Origin of the sequence: Alistipes indistinctus YIT 12060 (genome assembly GCF_025144995.1) — a bacterium.
GTDB lineage: Bacteria > Bacteroidota > Bacteroidia > Bacteroidales > Rikenellaceae > Alistipes_A > Alistipes_A indistinctus.
The window spans coordinates 2,742,588-2,762,570 of sequence record NZ_CP102250.1 but is presented as its reverse complement, the minus strand read 5'-3'; the positions used below and the strand labels follow the sequence as shown (position 1 = coordinate 2,762,570).

The 19,983-nt window shown below is 56.1% G+C and carries 17 protein-coding genes; 13 read left to right on the top strand and 4 right to left on the bottom strand.

Features of this window, described 5'->3' with window-relative positions:
* Positions 1-42 precede the first annotated feature (42 nt).
* The 3 genes from NQ495_RS11365 to NQ495_RS11355 all read left to right on the top strand — a co-directional run bounded on the left by NQ495_RS11365 (position 43) and on the right by NQ495_RS11355 (position 3,340).
* Positions 43-1,464: an MFS transporter gene (locus NQ495_RS11365; RefSeq protein ID WP_009135138.1), complete on the top strand. Its 1,422-nt coding sequence runs from the start codon at positions 43-45 to the stop codon at positions 1,462-1,464.
* 61 nt (positions 1,465-1,525) lie between these two features.
* Positions 1,526-2,404, top strand: coding sequence for an HAD-IIA family hydrolase (locus tag NQ495_RS11360; protein ID WP_009135139.1), 879 nt, complete (start codon positions 1,526-1,528; stop codon positions 2,402-2,404).
* A 159-nt stretch (positions 2,405-2,563) separates the two neighbouring features.
* Complete coding sequence (locus tag NQ495_RS11355; RefSeq protein ID WP_009135140.1) at positions 2,564-3,340, top strand: DeoR/GlpR family DNA-binding transcription regulator; 777 nt, start codon at positions 2,564-2,566, stop codon at positions 3,338-3,340.
* A gap of 218 nt (positions 3,341-3,558) precedes the next feature.
* Here NQ495_RS11355 and NQ495_RS11350 read toward each other — a convergent pair whose 3' ends face one another.
* The 4 genes from NQ495_RS11350 to NQ495_RS11335 all read right to left on the bottom strand — a co-directional run bounded on the left by NQ495_RS11350 (position 3,559) and on the right by NQ495_RS11335 (position 11,038).
* Positions 3,559-5,121, bottom strand: coding sequence for a glycerol-3-phosphate dehydrogenase/oxidase (locus NQ495_RS11350; protein ID WP_009135141.1), 1,563 nt, complete (start codon positions 5,119-5,121; stop codon positions 3,559-3,561).
* A 90-nt stretch (positions 5,122-5,211) separates the two neighbouring features.
* A complete protein-coding gene (locus tag NQ495_RS11345; protein WP_009135142.1) occupies positions 5,212-6,594 on the bottom strand; it encodes a TolC family protein in 1,383 nt (460 codons plus the stop codon).
* Positions 6,595-6,598: 4 nt separating this feature from the next.
* The gene (locus NQ495_RS11340) at positions 6,599-9,760 is read right to left on the bottom strand and encodes an efflux RND transporter permease subunit (protein ID WP_009135143.1); all 3,162 of its coding nucleotides are present in this window, start codon (positions 9,758-9,760) and stop codon (positions 6,599-6,601) included.
* A 3-nt stretch (positions 9,761-9,763) separates the two neighbouring features.
* On the bottom strand, positions 9,764-11,038 hold the full coding sequence (locus NQ495_RS11335; RefSeq protein WP_232208933.1) for an efflux RND transporter periplasmic adaptor subunit: 1,275 nt from the start codon (positions 11,036-11,038) through the stop codon (positions 9,764-9,766).
* A gap of 368 nt (positions 11,039-11,406) precedes the next feature.
* On the opposite strand from NQ495_RS11335, the gene NQ495_RS11330 reads away from it, so the two are divergent.
* The 10 genes from NQ495_RS11330 to NQ495_RS11285 all read left to right on the top strand — a co-directional run bounded on the left by NQ495_RS11330 (position 11,407) and on the right by NQ495_RS11285 (position 19,979).
* Complete coding sequence (locus NQ495_RS11330) at positions 11,407-11,928, top strand: UpxY family transcription antiterminator (RefSeq protein ID WP_009135145.1); 522 nt, start codon at positions 11,407-11,409, stop codon at positions 11,926-11,928.
* Between the two features lie 255 nt (positions 11,929-12,183).
* On the top strand, positions 12,184-13,077 hold the full coding sequence (rfbA, locus tag NQ495_RS11325) for a glucose-1-phosphate thymidylyltransferase RfbA (RefSeq protein ID WP_009135148.1): 894 nt from the start codon (positions 12,184-12,186) through the stop codon (positions 13,075-13,077).
* A 167-nt stretch (positions 13,078-13,244) separates the two neighbouring features.
* Positions 13,245-13,823: a dTDP-4-dehydrorhamnose 3,5-epimerase gene (rfbC, locus tag NQ495_RS11320; protein WP_009135149.1), complete on the top strand. Its 579-nt coding sequence runs from the start codon at positions 13,245-13,247 to the stop codon at positions 13,821-13,823.
* A gap of 310 nt (positions 13,824-14,133) precedes the next feature.
* Positions 14,134-15,051 (top strand): dTDP-4-dehydrorhamnose reductase, encoded by a 918-nt coding sequence (gene rfbD, locus NQ495_RS11315; RefSeq protein ID WP_040294365.1) that lies wholly within the window; start codon positions 14,134-14,136, stop codon positions 15,049-15,051.
* 12 nt (positions 15,052-15,063) lie between these two features.
* Positions 15,064-16,179, top strand: a complete 1,116-nt coding sequence (rfbB, locus tag NQ495_RS11310) for a dTDP-glucose 4,6-dehydratase (RefSeq protein WP_009133376.1) — start codon at positions 15,064-15,066, stop codon at positions 16,177-16,179.
* Positions 16,180-16,192: 13 nt separating this feature from the next.
* Positions 16,193-16,597, top strand: a complete 405-nt coding sequence (locus tag NQ495_RS11305; protein ID WP_009133375.1) for a sugar 3,4-ketoisomerase — start codon at positions 16,193-16,195, stop codon at positions 16,595-16,597.
* Positions 16,598-17,428: 831 nt separating this feature from the next.
* Positions 17,429-17,851 (top strand): sugar 3,4-ketoisomerase, encoded by a 423-nt coding sequence (locus tag NQ495_RS11300; protein ID WP_009133374.1) that lies wholly within the window; start codon positions 17,429-17,431, stop codon positions 17,849-17,851.
* Positions 17,838-18,296 carry a MaoC family dehydratase gene (locus NQ495_RS11295; RefSeq protein ID WP_009133373.1) on the top strand — a complete coding sequence of 153 codons (459 nt, stop codon included), beginning with the start codon at positions 17,838-17,840 and terminating at the stop codon, positions 18,294-18,296. Before NQ495_RS11300 ends, NQ495_RS11295 begins: the two co-directional genes overlap by 14 nt.
* Before the next feature lie 2 nt (positions 18,297-18,298).
* Positions 18,299-19,201, top strand: a complete 903-nt coding sequence (locus NQ495_RS11290) for an HpcH/HpaI aldolase/citrate lyase family protein (RefSeq protein ID WP_259801343.1) — start codon at positions 18,299-18,301, stop codon at positions 19,199-19,201.
* Positions 19,194-19,979 carry an LUD domain-containing protein gene (locus NQ495_RS11285; protein ID WP_009135151.1) on the top strand — a complete coding sequence of 262 codons (786 nt, stop codon included), beginning with the start codon at positions 19,194-19,196 and terminating at the stop codon, positions 19,977-19,979. The genes NQ495_RS11290 and NQ495_RS11285 overlap by 8 nt, the downstream gene beginning before the upstream one ends.
* The last annotated feature ends 4 nt before the right edge of the window (positions 19,980-19,983 follow it).

Here is a 19,983-nt window from a genome sequence, read left to right as displayed (position 1 = left end):
CCAACGGCTAACCAAAACCGGACAAAACTTCAACCCGAACCGATGAACGATAACACACAAGCCTCAGCACAAACCGCCGCTGCCGCCGATCTGCAGGACGAGCACGGCTTCAGCCCCGAAGTGCGTAAACGTTTTCAATACTGGCAGACCCGCACGATCATCGCCACGATGGTCGGTTATGCGCTCTTCTACTTCGTACGTAAGAACTTCTCTTTCGCAATGACCGGCATGGAAACCGATCTGGGCATCTCGAAAACGAGTCTAGGCATCTTCCTCACGCTGCACGGGCTGATTTACGGCCTGTCGCGTTTCCTGAACGGCGTACTGGCCGACCGGGTCAACGCCCGCTTTTTCATGGCTTCCGGACTGGCCCTCTGCGCGCTGGCGAACTTTGCATTCGGATTCGGCGAAGATATCTCGACCTGGATTACGGGCGAAACCGGCGGATCGCAATTCACCAACACGCTGATTCTCTTCATGGGGCTGCTGTGGGTCGCCAACGGCTGGCTGCAAGGCATGGGGTTCCCGCCGTGCGCGCGGCTGCTGACGCACTGGATACCGCCCAAACAACTGGCGACCAAAATGTCCGTATGGAACACCTCGCACTCGATAGGCGCCGGGCTAGTGGTCATCCTCTGCGGCTATATCATGGGCACCCTGGGCAGCGGACCCAACCATGTCGGAGCGTGGAAATGGTGTTTCTGGATTCCGGCGGCGATCTCGTTCGCGGGAGCGATCGGCCTTTTCATCACGCTGCGCGATACGCCGCGCTCGGTGGGGCTGCCCGAACTACCCGGAACCGAAATCAAAAAAGAGAAACCGGGTAAAAAGAGCGCCGAAGAGAAACACATGCTGCGCCGGATGGTATTTGCCAATCCATTGATCTGGGTCCTTTCGATCGCGAACTTTTTCGTCTACATCGTGCGCTTCTCAGTACTGGACTGGGGACCGTCGCTGCTCAAACAGTCGAAGGGCATCTCGCTGGAGATGGCCGGATGGCTCGTAGCCCTGTTCGAGATCGCAGGAATCGTCGGTATGATCTTCGCGGGCTGGGCCACCGACCGTTACCTGAAAGGCCGCGCCCACCGCACCTGCGTCTTCTGTATGGCCGGGACGGCACTGTTCATCTTCGGATTCTGGGAACTGCCGCAGGGTGCCCCGATCTGGCTCACCTTCCTGCTGCTATGCGGCGCGGGCTTCTGCATCTACGGTCCGCAGGCGCTGATCGGCATCGCCGCCGCAAACCAGGCGACAAAAAAATACGCCGCCACGGCCACCGGATTCACAGGACTGTTCGGTTATGCGAGCACGATCGTTTCCGGTACCGGCCTGGGCTACGTAGCACAACATTACGGATGGAACTGGGCCTATATTACAATGATCACGATGGCGTTGGTGGGTATGCTCGTATTCTCGCTGATGTGGCGCGCCAAGATGGACGGATACGCCCGGATCAACTCGTAATCCGACAACAAACGCAAAGTACGCAAGCATACAGGAAGCTTCACGACAACGCAACCAAACCATGGATAAAAACACCTTCACAGACTGCTATTCTCCACTGGCACACGAGGAACTGATGACCCGGCTCGCTGCGATCCGGCACGTCGCACTCGACATGGACGGCACGATCTACATGGGCTCGACACTTTTCCCGTGGACCAAAGCCTTCCTCGCCAAACTCGACGCGTTGGGAATCGGTTACTCGTTCCTGACGAACAACCCGTCGAAAAACATCGACGACTACCTGCACAAACTGGAAGGGATGGGCATCGGGGTGCCCCGTGAACGGATGTACACCTCCGCACTGGCCACCATCGACCACATCCGTACGCACCATCCCGAGGCCAAACGGCTCTTTTTGCTCGGTACGCCGAGTATGATCGCGGAATTCGAAGCGGCCGGGTTCGAGTCCGCCCCCGCCACGGAGGGAGACAAACCCGATATGCTGGTAGTGGCGTTCGACATGACCCTCGCCTACCCTCGCCTGTGCCATGCGGCATGGCTCGCGGCACAAGGCATTCCGTACGTTGCGACGAATCCCGACCGCGTCTGCCCCACCGACCGGGCAGAGGTGCTGGTCGATTGCGGCTCGATCTGCAAATGCATCGAGTACGCCACCGGCCGGGAACCGGACGTCGTACTGGGGAAACCCGATCCGGGAATGCTCACGGGTATCGCCGCACGTTACGGGTTGCAACCGTCCGAAATCGCCATGGCGGGCGACCGAATCTACACGGACGTAGCCACGGCACGCAACGCCGGATCGCTCGGCGTACTGGTACTCTCGGGCGAGACGACACTCGAAACGGCCCTCGCCTCCGATCCCGGACCCGACCTGACCGCACGCACGCTCAGAGAGTTCGGGGAGCTGCTCGAAGAGGCACGGCAGTCCCGTCCGTAGCAATACATTGCGTGTTCTACGATCAACGCCACGGAGCTCCGATTTCCGGACCGAAAGGATTGCAGCAAACGATATAGGAGCGCGCAGCATACCGCAGGAAGTCCCTGTGTATAATACAAACTGCGACGCCGGATCATTCAGCGCCAACACCACCACACAATGACACAGATTATCAGCATTGCCCAACGGCACAAATACATCCTCGATAAGCTGAAAAAGGACGGCTACATCCGCGTGGCCGACATCGCCAAGAGCCTGAAGGTAACAGCCGTGACGGTCCGCAAGGACTTCAAGGCGCTCGAGGAACAGGGACTGTTGTTCCGCACGCACGGCAGCGCATGCCCTGTCAATCCGCATGTAGCGGACCGGAGCGTACAGCTCAAAGAACTCGAAAACCGGGTGCAAAAAGAGAAAATCGCTCAGGCCGCGACGCAACTGCTCGAGGAGAACGACTCGGTAATCATCGCCACCGGCTCGACCATCATGGCCTTCGCCGAGAAGATCGTCCCGAAAGGAACGCTCAACGTCGTAACCCCGTCGCTGAAGGTGTCGATGCTGCTCTCCGCCGTCGGGAACGTCAACATCATCCAGCTGGGAGGTGTCGTACACAAAAAATCGCTCTCGGTACGCGGAACCTCCCCGCTCATCTCGATGGAAGAGTTCTCCTGTTCGAAACTCTTTATCGGCGCCGACGGCATCAACGAAGAATACGGCGTAACCAATTCCAATTTGGAAGAAGCGCAGCTGAACCGCGAAATGATGAAAGCGGCGTCAAAAACGATCGTACTGGTCGATTCGTCTAAATTTTCGCGCAAAGGTTTCGGCCGCATCTGCCCGCTGAGTCAAATCCACACGGTAGTTACGGACGGAGGTATTCACGCCTCGACCGTCCGCATGCTCGAAGAGCAGGGGGTGGAAGTCATCATCGCTGAATAATCAAGAAAAATGCCCCCCTCCGGCGGCGAATGCCGGTACACTGCAAACAGAAACAGGATTGGCTGTCCTTCACCAGTTACAGTATTTCGGGAGCTCTTATTTGAAATATTCCCTTTCAGGACAAATCCATCCAAAGGGTGTTTGTCGCGTCCTGGACTCCGTCAAGACGGAGTTAAATTTCAATCGTGGCGCAATTCCGCGTATTCCGGCACGGCTCATCACACCGACGGGTAGTAATGTTCGGCAAGGCGAGTGAACTGCTCGACCTGAGCGCGTTCCCACACCTCGTCGTATCCCAGTTCGGCAGCGAGCAGTTGCGCCACACGCGGAGCGGCCTGCACGGCACGGCGCGCATCGACGAACAGGATTCGCACCCGCCGGGCCAACACGTCCTCGACTGTCCGGGCCATCTCCTCGCGAACGGCCCACACGACCTCGGCCTCGGTGTAATCGAGCCCTTCGACCAGTTTCGTATCATACCCCTGCCGCATCAATTCGGCAATCGCCGGCATATCGGAGCCATAGACATAAAGATGGTTCGTCAGGTCGGGGTGTTCGCGGTAACCGTGAATCGGGAAACGGCGGGTCATACATTTGCGCAGGGGCAACAGCCCCAACACCCCGGCCTTGTCGACCGTATCCTCGGCCATCTTACGGTAGGAAGTCCATTTGCCCCCGGTAATGGTAATCAGGCTGTGATCCGAAACGATGATTTTGTGGCCGCGCGAAAGTTCTTTCGTACTTTTGCCCTCTCTACTGGGTGCCGCCAGCGGGCGCTGCCCCGCAAACATCGACAGAATATCGGCTCGCGTCGGGGCCGGATCCATGTAAAGGGCCGCCGTGCCGAGGATAAAGTCGATCTCCTCTTCCAATGGGCGGGGTTCCTCTTCGGGTGTTTCGCGAAGAATATCGGTCGTACCTACTACAACCTTGTCGTGCCACGGTACGGCGAACAACACGCGGCCGTCGCTGGTTTTGGGTACCATAATCGCATAATCGCTCTGCAAAAAACGTTTGTCGAGCACCAGATGAACCCCTTGGCTCGGGCGCACCAGCGGCGCATGGCCGGGCTGGTCCATCGCCATCACCCGGTCGACAAAGACGCCGGCGGCATTGACCACGGATCTCGCACGGACCCTATACCTGCGGCCGGTCTCGCTGTCGGTCATCCGGACACCGCAAACGCGCCCCTTTTCATCGTGCATAATCTCTTCGACAGGAGCATGATTCAACAGGCAGCCGCCATGCTCGGCACAGGTCTGCGCCAGGTTGACGGCCATGCGCGAATCATCGAACTGGCCGTCGTGATAAACGATACCGCCCTTCAATCCGCGTTTGACGGACACCGGCAGACAACGGGCCGTCTTCGCGGCCGAAATGAAACGTGAACGGCCATAACCGAAACCCAACGAAAGCAGGTCGTAAAAAGCGAGCCCGCAGAAATAGAGAAAATTGTCCCTCCAGCGGTAGTTCGAGATCACGAACGCCTGGTCCTTGACCAGGTGCGGCGCATTGGCCTTCATGCGGCCCCGTTCGCGCAGCGCTTCGAATACCAATGCGACATCGCCGTGCTGCAGGTAACGCACCCCTCCGTGCACCAGTTTCGTACTCCGGCTCGAAGTGCCCTTTGCGAAATCATCCTGTTCGAACAGCGCTACGCTGTAACCGCGCAATACCGCATCTACCGCGCACCCCAGTCCGGTGGCGCCGCCCCCGATGATTACCATATCCCATACCCGGCCTTCATCGGCCAGCAATTTCAGGCTCTCTTCCCTCTTCATATTATCATTTTTCGCTTTTCCAGTTTCGTTTACCACCAAAACCATTAAAAACGAAACAAAAGTAATACAAAAAGAAAGAAAGAGCAAACACTACCGCTCCAATCCGCCGCCCAAAGCTTTGTAAAGCGAAACCGTTGCGGTAAATTCGGTCAGAATCGCATCGTTGACGGCGATTTCAGAGTCGAACAACTGGCGCTGGGCGTCAAGCACGTCCATATAACTCACCACGCCGTTTACATATTGCAATTTGGCCAATTTGTTATAAGAGAGCGCTGATCGGTACAGCGCATCGGCCGAACGCCGCATTTCGCGGCTCTTGCGATAGGTCACCAGCGCATTGTTCACCTCTTTGAACACCTCGAGAATCTTCTTTTCGTAAGCATACACCTGCTGCTCGTAAGCGGCCTTGGCAGCTTTGTGCGCCGCCCGTTTGCTCCCCAATTGGAACAAAGGACCGGTCAATGCACCGGAAACGAACCACGTCGGGCTTTTGAGGAAATCAGTCAACTCTGCATTTTCGGCACCGAGGTTAGCGGTCAGCCGCAGTTTCGGGAACATATCGGTCAATGCCACGCCCACCTTCGCATTCGCCTCGCGCAACGCCTGCTCGGCCTGCCGCACGTCGGGACGCCTCTCCAACAGCGAAGAAGGCAGGTCCACAGGCAACTCCGTGCCCATTTGCACATCCCCCAGGTCGCTTCCGCCACGGGGAATTCCGGCAGGAAACTCTCCCAACAGTACCGACAGGTCGTTCTCCTTGAGCTTGATCTCATTTTCGAGCTTCGGCAACAGCGTTTCGGTACGGGCCAACTCGACGAGGCTCTGGCGGTACGGAATTTCCGAAGTAAGTCCCCCCTCGTAGCGTAATGTGGCAAAATGGACGGCATCACGCCGCGCTTCGAGGGTCTGCCGGACAATGGAGAGTTCGCGGTCGAGCGCTTTCAGGTCGAAATACATCTGCGCGACCTGCGAAACGATCGTCAGTCGCAACGCCCGCTGCGCCTCAACCGATTGCAGGTAGGCCGCTACGGCCGCCTCGTTCTGCCAGCGCAGGTTTCCCCAAATGTCGATTTCCCACCCGAAAGTCAGGTTCGCGTGCAGTTCAGGGTCGTATTTTTTGTTATCGCCTCCGTAATTGAGGTATTCGCGGTCGCCGTAGAGGTCCATTCCGGCCCCGGGAAACATCTTTGCAAAAGTGATCCGCTTGGCCGCCATCAATTCGCGGACACGCGCCGCTGCGGCAAGCATGTCCTTGTTGTGGTCGAGCGCCTGCGAGATCAATCCCTGCAGGACCGTATCGGCATAAAGCGTACTCCAGCCGATGTCGGCAGTCGTTCCTTCAGTCATACCCTCTTCGTCGAACGTAGCGGGCATCTCTTTCAGTTCCGGTGTCCGGAACGAACGCCCCACCCGGCAGGAAAAGAGGCTCAGTGCTACAGCGACCACCAGTAATATAGGATACAAGACTCTCATAATGTCAACGTTTTTTGCGTTTCTCCCTGAACGAGACATGGATGTGCGGCAGGCGCATTTTCGGAAAACGAAGCTCCGGCAGGCGAAGCCGCTCCTTGAGCTTATAGACCATCACGAAGAAGAACGGCACCAGCACGATCCCCACCGTAATCGCAAAGATCATCCCGAAGAACACACCCGTACCGATCGAGTGGCGGCTCGCCGAACCGGGCCCCGAGGCGATCACCATCGGCAACATACCGAGTACGAACGCGAGCGACGTCATCAGGATAGGACGGAAGCGCAACTGTGCGGCATGAATCGCAGCAGCAACGGGATCGGCCCCTTCGTCGACCTGTATCTTGGCGAATTCGACGATCAGGATCGCGTTTTTGGCCGCCAACCCCATCAGCGTCACCAGACCGATCTGGAAGTAGACATCCTGATCGAGTCCCAGCGCACCGATGCCCAAATAGGCGCCCAACGCCGCCACAGGCAACGACAACAGCACCGCCAGCGGCACGATCCAGCTTTCGTATTGCGCGGCAAGGAACAGGAAAACGAACAGCAACACGAGGGCCATCACCTTGCCGGTCTGTCCCGAAGCCTTTTGCTCCTGAAACGAAAGGCCGCTCCAGGCCAAGCCTATATTGTCCGGCAAGTGCTCGTCGACGATCTCCTCGATCGCCGCCATCGCCTGTCCCGAACTGCGGCCGGGGGCCGGTGTCACCTGCATCGGAGCCGAAGTATACATATTAAAGCGCGTGATACTGCCCGGCCCGGTCGTGTAAGCGGTCTTGCCCAGTGCCGAAAGCGGCACCATCGAACCGGACGAGGTTTTGACGAAGAAGAGGTTGATGTCGTCGCGGTTCGTACGGAACTCCTGATCCGCCTGGATATATACGCGGTAGATGCGGTTGAACATGTTGAAATCGTTGACATAGACCGATCCCAGATAAGCTTTCATCGTCGAGAAAATGTCGGACATCGGGACTCCGAGCAACTGCGCCTGATCGCGGTCCACATCGAAGTAAAGCTGCGGAATCTCCGGCTGCAACGACGTGGAGACAGAGGCCAGTTCGGAAGTCTCTGCCGCATAACGCCGGAATGTATCCACCGCCGCCACCAGGTCATCCCACTCGGCTCCAGAACGGGCCTGCAACTGGAACTCGACGCCACCGGCCGAACCGAGGCCCGGCACCACGGGCGGACGGGTCGTGAACGCACTGATCTCCGGATAATCGTGGAACTCGCGTTGCACGTCGCGCATCACCTCTTCGACCTTCTTATCGCGCTCTTTCCACGGCTTGAGGATCACCGTGAGCGTCGCACGCCCCTGGTTCGTACCCACCCGGGGACTCGAACCGGTTACGTTCTGCACATACTCCACGGCATCGTGCCCACCCAGGTAAGCAATCGCACGTTCGGTCACCTCCCTCGTCCGCTCAATGGTCGTTCCCTCGGGCATCGCCAGTTCGACGGTGAAAAAACCCTGATCTTCCTGCGGAATGAAACCCGAAGGAATAAATTTGCTGAGTACGAAAATCAAAACGAGCACCATCCCGAAACCGGCCATGATCCGGCGCGGACGGTTCAGCACCACACCTAACAGACGTGTGTACTTTTTATTGCCGCGGTTGAGCCAGATGTTGATTTTGCGGAATACGATATTCTTGCGCCCGGTTTGCGGCCGCAGGATAATCGCGCACATCGCCGGGCTCAGCGTCAGCGCAACGACGGCAGAAATGAGTACGGACACGACGATCGTCACCGAGAATTGCCGGAACAGCGAACCGGTGATGCCCGCCAGGAAACTGACCGGAATAAAGACGGCAGCCAGCACCAGCGACGTGGCGATCAGCGCGCCGGTCAGCTCTTTCATCGCGATGTGCGTCGCCTCGCGTGCCCCGATCTTACGCTGCTCCATGATGCGCTCGACGTTCTCGACCACAACGATCGCATCGTCCACCACGATACCGATGGCGAGGACCAGTCCCAGCAGCGTCAGCATGTTGAGCGAGAAGCCCATGATCAGCATAAAGCCGAAAGTCCCCACCAGCGAGATCGGTACCGCGACGATCGGGATCAACGCCGTACGCCAGCTCTGTAACGAGAGGAAGACGACCAGAATCACCAGAAACAGCGCCTCGAACAACGTTTTATACACTTCGTGGATCGATTCGGCGATATACTCGGTCATATCGAACGGGACAAGGTAATCCAGCCCTTCGGGAAAATCCTTCGCAATCTCTTTCATCGCCTCTTTCACCTCGGTGGCCACCTGCATCGCATTGGCCCCCGGAAGCATATAGATCCCCAGGATCGCCGCATTGCTGCCGTTCAGCCCGCTTTCGGTGCTGTACGACGACGCTTCGAGCGAGACCCGCGCAACGTCGCGCATGCGGATGAACGAACCGTCGGGATTGGCCCGGACTACAATCTCTTCGAAATCGCTTACCGACGACAGGCGCCCCGGCGCAGTGAGCGGAATGGCTACATCGACACCCGCCACAGGCGGCTTTCCCAGTTCCCCGGCGGCCGATTCGCGGTTCTGGTCTTTCAGCGCATTCTGCAAATCCTTCACCGTCAATCCAAAACTGGCCAGCCGATCGGGATAAACCCAGATCTGCATGCCGTAATACCGGCTGCCGATATTCGACACGCGCCCGACGCCCGGAATACGCCGCAACACGTCGAGGACATTGATCGTCGCGTAATTACTCAGGTAGATCTCATTGAATTTCGGGTCGTCCGAGGTCAGCGCAATCGTCAGCAATTGGCTGGGGGCCTGTTTCTCGACCGAAATACCGTTCTGGAGCACCTCGGCCGGAAGGCGTGCCTCGGCCAGTTTTACACGGTTCTGCACCTCGACGGCCGCCAGATCGACATCGGTGCTCACATCGAACGTCACCGTAATCGACAAGCCGCCCGAGTTGGAACTGCTCGACTCCATATAAATCATGCCGGGCGTGCCGTTGAGCTCTTGCTCCAGCGGCGTGGCGACAGCCTGCGACACCGTCGCGGCATTCGCTCCCGGATAAGAGGCGCTGATCTTGACTACGGGCGGGGTAATCTGCGGATATTGCTCGATGGGCAGCGATACGAGGCCGATGATACCCACCAACACGATCAGCACGGACAAAACAGTCGAAAAGACCGGTCTGTCAATAAAAAATCCCGGTTTCATCGCCTATTCGTTTTGGTTAGTACTGGATGGCCCTGCCTTGACAGCTTCGGCATCTTGTGCGGTTTTAGCCCCCTTGGCAGCCTGCCCTGCTGCCGGCTGTCGTGCGGCTGCATCCCCGGATTTTCCGGCCGGCCGTTGCTCACCCGGATTCGCATCCGGCTGACTATCACCCCTCAATTCTTCCGAAGTGAACCTGTCGTCCGAAGTCCACGTCACATGCTGGCCGTGCTTGAGTTTCTGATACCCCTCGGATACGATTTTCTCGTCCGGAGACAACCCCCTGTCCACTACCACGCGGTTGCCCTGTTCGGCACCCAACTCGATAAACCGTTTTTCGACGATACTGTCTGGCCGGACGACGAAAATAAACGCACCGCCCTTTTCGATTGAAATCGCCTTCTTGGGTACCACCATTACGTTTTCCAGCACGTCGAGCAGCAACCTGACCCGCGTAAACTGTCCCGGTAACAACACTTGGTGCGGATTGGGCAATACGGCACGCACCCCGAAAGTCCCGGTCTGGGGATCGACCTGCGGTGACGCGAAATCGACGATCCCTTTTTCACCGTAAGCCGAATTGTCGGCCAATGTCACAGAAACGGTAGGCTGCCACGAACGAGACGTGTCGAGTTCGCCCAGATGGACGTTACGCCGTTGGCTGCGCAGGTAATCGAGCGCCGTCAGTTTGAAATCGACCAGTACCGTATCGCTTTTGACCACGGTAGCCAACCGTGTGGAATTGGATTTGCCGACCAACGAGCCGATATCGGCGTACCGTTCACTGATATAGCCCGTCAGCGGAGATCGCACCACCGTGTAACTCAACTCCAATTCGGCCTGCTGCAAATCGGCCTTGCTCATCGCCACGCTCGCACGAGCCATATCCAACGCGGCTACGGCATTGTCCAGATCGAGCTGGCTCGCGGCATTCTGCTCATAAAGCGGACGCAGGCGCTGTACGTCGCGTTCGGCCTTGGCCGCCTGCGCTTCGTCCTTCTTGAGCTGCGCCTTCGCCTTTTCGACGCGCGCCTTATACTGATCGTCATTGATATAAAAGAGGGGTTCGTTCATGCGGACCCGTTTGCCCTCTTCGAACGTCATTTTTTCGAGAAACCCTTCGACCCGGGCATTGATCTCGACACGGCTGGCCGCCTTGATCAGGCCGACATAATCCCCGTAAATTTCGATATTGTCGACCAACACATCTTCCACCCCGACCACCGGAATCTCAGCCGGAGCCTCTTTGCAGCCCCCCATCAGAGCCGCACAAAACGACATCCAGCAAAAAACGTTTACTCCGTTTCTCATAACTACATCGTTTTTACCCTAATCTATCGGCCGACAAGATATATATTTTTTCCTAAAAAGATTCGGGCCACAAGGAAACGACGCTGAACTGCAACTGCTTCCATTTATCGTTTCAACTATAACCCTCTATTTTCATCTGTTATAGTACTACACTGAAAATCAACTGCTATTCACATTCAGGCTTGCTTACTAAAGAATTTTATCCTACTTTTGTAGGACTTTCAACCGGTCATATCTCTGTTTAAGAGATGAGGCAGCTGAACCCCACACTTCAACCCGATTTTCGAGGATCGTATACACACGGTCTGGAAGCTTAGGCGTGGTTTTATCCGAAGGAAATGACAGATAGCCCCCAGACCGAACTGCACTGGTACGTAGCGAAAACATTCCGCCGGGAAAGAAAAATCAAAGAGCGCCTCGAAATCCTCGGCATCGAACATTTCATCCCGTTTCACAAAGTCGTTAAACAGTTCGGGGCACGGAGGGTTGCCGTTGAAGAACCGATTGTCAATGGAATCATTTTTATCCGTTACGATTTCCGCGGCAGTATCGCATTAGTCAACGATTACGGTTTCGAAATGCGATACCTGCGTAATCGCGAGACCCGTTCGCTGCTCGTTGTGCCCGACAAACAGATGGAGGACTTCATCTTCCTGCTCAGCCATTGCGAAGATCAGATCGAGTTCGTCTCCCCCGATCTACGTCCCGGCGACCGGGTGCGCGTGACGGAGGGGCAGTTCAAAGGTATCGAAGGAGAGTTGATCCGTATCAAAGGACATAAAAGAGTGGTCATCCGGCTGCAGGATGTAGCGGCACTGGCCACCGTATACATTCCGGGCAATTTCCTGGAGAAAATCTGACACGAGTTTTCTTCCGCGACTGTTCCAATGTTTGCAACTATCACTCTCTGTTGCCGGTTTATTCCGCATTCGGTTTCGCTCAAATGTGAATCATCAAAAACACCCGAGCAATAACCATCGACAATTCGGGATTCAAACTATTCGTACTGAATCAGGAATAACGCAACGCATGTATCTGCGTCGGTTACGCCGGCAAGAGTTCGGACGGCAATTTCACGATAACATTCTATTTACTAAATTTCAAAGGCAATCCGCATGAAAGGCATTGTATTGGCTGGGGGTTCTGGTACGCGGCTGTACCCGATCACGAAGGGAGTTTCCAAGCAGTTGCTCCCGATCTACGACAAGCCGATGATCTACTATCCGCTGTCGGTTTTGATGCTGGCCGGAATCCGGGAGATCCTGGTGATCTCCACCCCCTGTGACCTGCCCTCTTTCCGGCGGCTGCTGGGCGACGGATCCGATTATGGGGTACATCTCTCTTATGCCGAACAGCCGTCGCCCGACGGGCTCGCGCAGGCGTTCCTGATCGGCGAGGAATTTATCGGCGACGATGCCGTATGCCTCGTACTCGGGGACAACATCTTCCAGGGGGCCGGATTCTCCGAGCTGCTGGCAGGGGCAGTACGCACCGCCGAAGCGGAAAAAAAGGCAACCGTATTCGGATACTGGGTCGACGATCCCCAGCGGTACGGCGTGGCGGAGTTCGACCGCCGGGGAAACTGCCTCTCCATCGAGGAGAAGCCCGCAGAGCCGAAGTCGAACTATGCCGTGGTCGGGCTATACTTCTACCCGAACGAGGTGGTCTCCGTGGCCAAATCGATTAAACCCTCCGCACGCGGAGAGCTGGAGATCACCTCGGTGAACCAGCGGTTCCTCGCCGAGGGTGCGCTCAAGGTGCAGACCCTCGGACGCGGCTTCGCCTGGCTCGACACCGGAACGCACGATTCGCTCTCGGAGGCATCCATCTTCGTCGAGGTGCTCGAAAAGCGGCAGGGGCTCAAGATCGCATGCCTCGAGGGTATCGCCTACCGCAACGGCTGGATCTCCGAAGGGAAACTGCGCGAGGCGGCCGAACCCATGCTCAAAAACCAGTACGGACAATACCTGCTCAAAGTGATCGCAGAGGTCGCCCGCGACGGGCGCTGACCGGGAAACGGGATCAAGACGCATCTCCGCCCTGCCATCGTCCGTCCGTCGCAGCCCGGTCTTGTCGGGCTGCGAAGCGATCCGGCAGGAGCCCCGGGCGAATCCGGAACATCTGCCAAACACTCTTCTACACCAAAACCCAAAATATAAACGAGGGGTTCGTCTTTATGAAAGTTATCGAAACTGCGCTCGAAGGGGTCGTGATCCTCGAGCCCGAACTGCACCGCGATGCGCGGGGATACTTTTTTGAAAGCTACTCACGGCAATTGTTCGACAAATCGGTCCGGCCGGTCCGCTTCGTACAGGACAACGAATCGCGATCCTCATACGGCGTGCTGCGGGGGCTCCATTTCCAGCGCGGAGAACATGCACAGGGGAAATTGGTGCGCGTCGTGGAAGGTGCCGTACTGGACGTGGCCGTGGACATCCGCCGCGGATCCCCCACATTCGGACGGTACGTGGCCGTCGAGCTTTCGGGAGAGAACCACCGCCAGCTGTTCATCCCCCGCGGCTTCGCGCACGGCTTCGCCGTACTGAGCCCCCGCGCGCTTTTCCAGTACAAGTGCGATGCGCCTTACGCGCCGCAGAGCGAAGGGGCGATCGCCTGGAACGACCCGCAGATCGGTATCGACTGGCGGCTCGACCCCGCAGACGTGCTCCTCTCGGAAAAGGACAGCCGCCATCCGCGACTGGATGAGGCGCCCGAACTGTTCGACTATAACACGGATTACTATGCCCAACGATAAAACGGCGGCGGCACAGGCCCCCGCAACGGCGGAGAAAACCGCAGGCGCAGCGCCGGACACAGCGGCAACTGCTGCAAAAACAGCCCCGGCGACAACGCCCCCCACAGCTACGGCGGGAAGCGCAACGCTCCCCGGAACCGGCAGGCGCACCGCAGCCATAACCGTGCTCGTCACAGGAGCCAACGGGCAGCTGGGCAACGAAATGCGCAGGATCGCGGCGACAGATGCGACAACAGCCCCGGCGACAACGCCCCCCACAGCTACGGCGGGAAGCGCAACGCTCCCCGGAACCGGCAGGCGCACCGCAGCCATAACCGTGCTCGTCACAGGAGCCAACGGGCAGCTGGGCAACGAAATGCGCAGGATCGCGGCGACAGATGCGACAACAGCCCCGGCGGCAGCAACCGCTCCGGGCAACGTCCGCTACCTGTTCACCGACGTCGCCGAGCTGGACATCACCGATCCCCAAGCCGTGCGGCGCACGATGCGCGAGAACGACGTGGAGGTGATCGTCAACTGCGCCGCATACACCAACGTCAACAAAGCCGAAGAGGACGAAGCCACGGCGGACCTGCTCAACCACCGCGCAGTGGCGAACCTCGCTGCCGCAGCCCGGGAACGGGGAGCCACGCTGATCCACATCTCCACCGATTACGTCTTCGGAGGGGACGGAAACGTCCCCCGCCGCGAGGACGATCCCGTAAGGCCGCTGGGCGTATACGGACGCACGAAGCTCGCCGGGGAGAAGGCCATCGCCGAAGCCGGCTGTGCCGCACTGATCCTGCGTACCGCATGGCTCTACTCCGAGTTCGGAAACAACTTCGTCAAGACCATGCTCCGGCTAACGGCCCAGACGCCCCGGGTAAAAGTGGTCTTCGACCAGGCGGGAACGCCCACGTACGCCGCAGACCTCGCCGGGGCCATACACCGCATGATCTCCTCGGGGGCATACCGGGGAAACGAAGGGACTTACCACTTTTCCAACGAAGGGGTATGCTCCTGGTACGACTTCGCTCACGAAATCGCGGTACTGGCAGGGCTCGACCCCGCACGGGTGATACCCTGCCACTCCGAAGAGTTCCCCTCCCCTGTCGAAAGGCCCCGCTATTCCGTGCTCGACAAAACCAAAATCAAAGAGACTTTCAACCTAACGATACCCTACTGGCGCGATGCGCTCGAGCGATGTCTCGAACGCCTGGGGGCGCAAACGGCCGGCACGGCAATCTAACTCTCCTTGCATATGACCTTCCAACGCAATTTACTCGTCACCGGCGGAGCCGGTTTTATCGGCAGCCATGTAGTACGGCTGCTGGTCAACAAATATCCCCAATACCGAATCGTCAACCTCGACAAACTGACCTATGCCGGAAACCTCGCAAACCTGGCGGACATCGAGAACGCGCCGAACTACACCTTCGTAAAGGCGGACATCTGCGACTTCGAGAAGATGCTGGAAACCTTCCGGACATACCGAATCGACGGGGTCATACACCTCGCAGCGGAAAGCCATGTCGACCGGTCGATCAAGGATCCTTTCACCTTCGCACGGACAAATGTAATGGGAACCCTCTCCCTGCTCCAGGCGGCAAAAGAGTTCTGGAACGGAGATTACCAGGGAAAGCGATTTTACCACATATCCACCGACGAAGTCTACGGGGCACTCGAGCTCACAAAACCCCACGGTGAACCCGACGGAAACGAATGCGGAGGCGGACCCTACGGCGAGGAGTTCTTCACCGAAACGACAAAATACGACCCGCACAGCCCGTATTCGGCCAGCAAAGCCTCTTCGGACCACTTCGTCAGGGCATTCCACGACACGTACGGAATGCCCACCCTCGTCACCAACTGCTCGAACAACTACGGGCCGTTCCAGTTTCCCGAAAAGCTGATCCCGCTGTTCATCAACAACATCCGGCACAACAAGCCCCTGCCCGTATACGGTAAAGGTGAAAACGTACGCGACTGGCTGTATGTCGAGGACCACGCAAGGGCCATAGACCTCATTTTCCACGAAGGTAAAATTGCCGGTACATACAACATCGGAGGCTTCAACGAATGGAAGAACATCGACCTGATAAAGGTCGTCATCAAAACCGTCGACCGACTCCTGGGCAGGCCGGAAGGGACCAGCGAAAAACTGATTACCTACGTCACAGACAGGGCCGGACACGACCTGCGATACGCTATAGACTCCTCCAAACTCAAAAACGAACTCGGATGGGAACCGACACTCCAGTTCGAAGAAGGCATCGAAAAAACCGTCCGTTGGTACCTCGATAACCAAAAATGGATCGATAACGTTACATCCGGTCAATACCAAAAATATTACTCCGAAATGTACGAAAACCGGTGAAACAATTTGAATTATGACCCACGCAGCGAAGATCATCAACCTGCCGAAAATACTTGACAAACGCGGAAACCTCTCTTTCATTGAAGAGAAGCGCCATGTGCCTTTCGAAATTCACAGAACATACTGGATTTACGATGTCCCGGGAGGCGAAGTCCGAGGCGGACATGCATATCGTGAAAACGAGGAACTGGTCATTGCCCTCAGCGGAAGTTTCGACGTTGTCCTGCACGACGGCAAGCAGGAACAGCGATTCAGTCTGAACCGTTCGTATTATGGACTTTATATTCCAAAAATGACGTGGCGCATGCTCGAAAATTTTTCGACCAATGCACTGGCACTCATTCTCTCATCGACTACCTACGACTCTAAAGATTATATCCGCGACTTCGATCAATTCATAATTGAAGGATGCCGATGATCCGCTCATTGACCGGATGGCGATACGTTTTCGCTGTCGTGATTTTTTTTTGCACCATTATCTGATCGACGGTAAATCGGCCTTGCAGGCAGGAGGTGTGATCGGAGTAACGTTTTTTTTCATACTGAGCTGGCTTCTACTCGCTTACGACTATAAAAAAACGTTTGCTGACCCGGGAAATGACAACATGTGATTTTTGGAAAGCCAGAGTGGTCAAGCTATATCCGCTTCATCTTTTGTGTTTCGCTGCAATATTTCTGCTAGGTATTCGCTCTTTTGCCATGACAGACCTACCCAAAGCGGCTCTGAACCTGCTCCTTTTGCAAAGCTGGGTTCCGCTGTCCGACTACTATATGTCATACAATGCCGTATCATGGTTTTGATCGGACGAATTGTTTTTCTACCTGATGTTCCCGTTCGTCCTACCCGTTTTGTTAAACAGCTATACATGTTCACAATTAGTTCGTTATAAGTAATTTACACTCCACCAAACACCACCTGCATCACGAGAAACGCATTGCGTATTACCCAAATCAACGGGAGCCCCGCAAACGGCGTAAGCCGCTACAAAACCGGACGGGAGGCATCTTCTCACAAGGGTTGTCCTGTCGTGCCGTACAATTGTTCAGGAAAGCCAGTTTTTGTTTTTATCTAATTCATTAACAAGCCATTCTGGTCGGACGTACCTTTGCCGCCAAAGCCAGTCTCGACACGGACAACCTACCGGCCCTACTCGTTTTTCTCGTGCTTACCACGCTAGCAGTGTGGCTTGCCTGAAATGGATCGAACGCCCCATAACCCGATGGTTAAAACGCAAACTTACATAATATCATGCTGAAATCTGTGTATGATTGTTCGGTGATCGAACTGCCGCGCATAGAGAACGCAAAAGGGAACATTACACCAGTACACAGTGGGATTAACCTGCCGTTCGAGATCGCCCGGATTTTCTATTTGTACGACATCCCTGGAGGTGAGGCTCGCGGAGCGCATGCCCATCGCGAATGCCATCAGTTCCTGGTTGCGGCGAGCGGTAGCTTCGAGGTCGTGCTCGATGACGGGTACAACAAACGGACCGTCACGCTTAATCGGCCTTACTTCGGTTTGCACATCCCGCCGGGTATCTGGGCTGCCGAGCAAGGCTTTTCTTCGGGTTCGATCTGCCTGGTACTAACCTCGCACATTTACGACGAGGCCGACTATATCCGTGATTATGCATCATTCATCAATTACACCCGCCATGAAACCAAGTAAACTCGGACTCTACTTCGACGAATTCGTCGTCGGTGAGACCGTCGAGCATGCTCTTTCCAAAACCGTTTTCGAAAGCGATAACAATTTCTTCAGCCTGCTCACGATGAACCACCATCCGGTACACACCAATCTGGACTATGCACGCAAGAACCAGCATGGCCAGCTCCTAGTCGTCGGTACACTGGTCTTTTCACTTGTTGTCGGCATGACTGTTCCCGATATCAGCGGTAAAGCGATTGCCAATCTGGGATATGAAGATATCAAACATCTCAGACCGGTATTTATCAACGATACACTGTACGCAAAAACCATCGTCCTCGATAAACGAGAATCGAAGTCTAAACCCGACCGGGGAATCGTTCATGTCGAAACCGTAGGCTATAACCAACATGATGAAGCAGTGATCAGTTTCCGCCGTCACGTTCTCGTCAAAAAACAAGCATAATCATGGACCATTTATTCCGAAGCCTGATGTTCGTCCCGGCCCATAACGATCGGTTGATGAACAGTGCGGCACGCGTCAACGCCGACGTGCTGCTGCTCGACATCGAAGACTCGGTTCAGCCGGCCTCAAACAAACAGGTAGCCCGCGACAACATTCTGCGATACATTGCCGACGGCACGTTCCGCGGGCGCGTACTCTATCCCCGCGTCAACGACCGAGAAAGCGGCGAGCTGCTGCGCGACGTATACCAACTGACCGTCGAGGGGATCACCGGATTCATGTACCCCAAAAGCAAGAAAGGAGAAGACATTTATTTCTTCGGCAAGCTGCTCGAAACGATCGAGTATGAAAAGGGTTTCCCGATCGGGACCTTCAAGATCATTCCACTGATCGAAACAACGGGCGCAGTCATGAACATCCAGGAGATCTGCAACGCCTGCCCGAACCGTGTTACGGCAGTCGCTTTCGGCTGCGAAGATTTCGTCACCGACCTCGGCGGCAAACACGATCCCGAGGGACAGAGCATTTTCACGGCCCGGGCCCAGATCGCTATGGGTGCTAAAGCGTGCGGGGTGGTTCCGATTGACACGGTACATATCCATGTTCATGATCTCGAAGACCTTGAACATAATCTAGTTCTTTCTAAAAAACTCGGATTTGAAGGAATGCTCGTCCTCAATCCCAAAGAGTTACCGCTCTGCCATCGTTACTACTCGCCCGGCGAGGACGAGGTAGCTTGGGCCGAAGAGATGCTCGCGCTGGCCGAGGAAGCCGAGCGTGAAGGCAAAGGAGTGGCGCTCAAAGACAACAAGTTTATCGGTCCGCCGATGGTCAAGATGGCGCAAACCATTCTTAGCAAACATGCCATGATCGGTCAAACAAAAACGACGACAAACCATGATTGATAAAATCGACGAACGAAATCTCGCACAAGAGCGCCATACGCATTTTCTCCATCAGTGCACACTGATGGAGAAAACTTTCGGGGCACGCAGGATCAACTTTCACCCCGTCACAGACAAACACGATGTCGCGCCGTTCATCACCAGCTTCATCCACCAACGTAACCTCCGCACAATCGCTTTCAGCGACAGCGTTTCATTGCACGAATGCGATGTGTACCGTCAGGTGGCTGAACAATTCGGAGGACCCGATCACCGGATCATCAACCCTTTCGAGCGCACTCCTGACGGCAAATACAAAATATTTGAGGATCAACCTACCGGAAAGCTCGACTTGCCCCGAGACGAATACTACCGCAGAATGGGTACTGTGGTAGAAGCAATGCGGCAAACTCTACTCTCGGATGTCCTAATCATCGGCGCGAACGCCATAACGCTGAAAGGGGAGATCGTGTCAATCGACGGAAGCGGCAACCGAGTGGCAGGCATGATGTTCGGCCCCAAGCACGTCATTATCGTAGTCGGCGCCAATAAAATCTGTCTGGATCTCGACGAAGCCCTCAAACGTATCCGCAATGTGGCAGCACCGCTGAATTACATCCGGCACATCAACAAACACCATAACCGATATGACGAACTACCTTGTGTTCAGAAAGGCAAATGCTTCGACTGCGTCCATCCGCGCAGTGCATGTCGGAAAATCGCCATCATGCGCGGCGAAGTCGAATTCAATGCCGACCGGACACATCTGCTGGTCGTAAACGACAATCTTGGTCTATAACTTA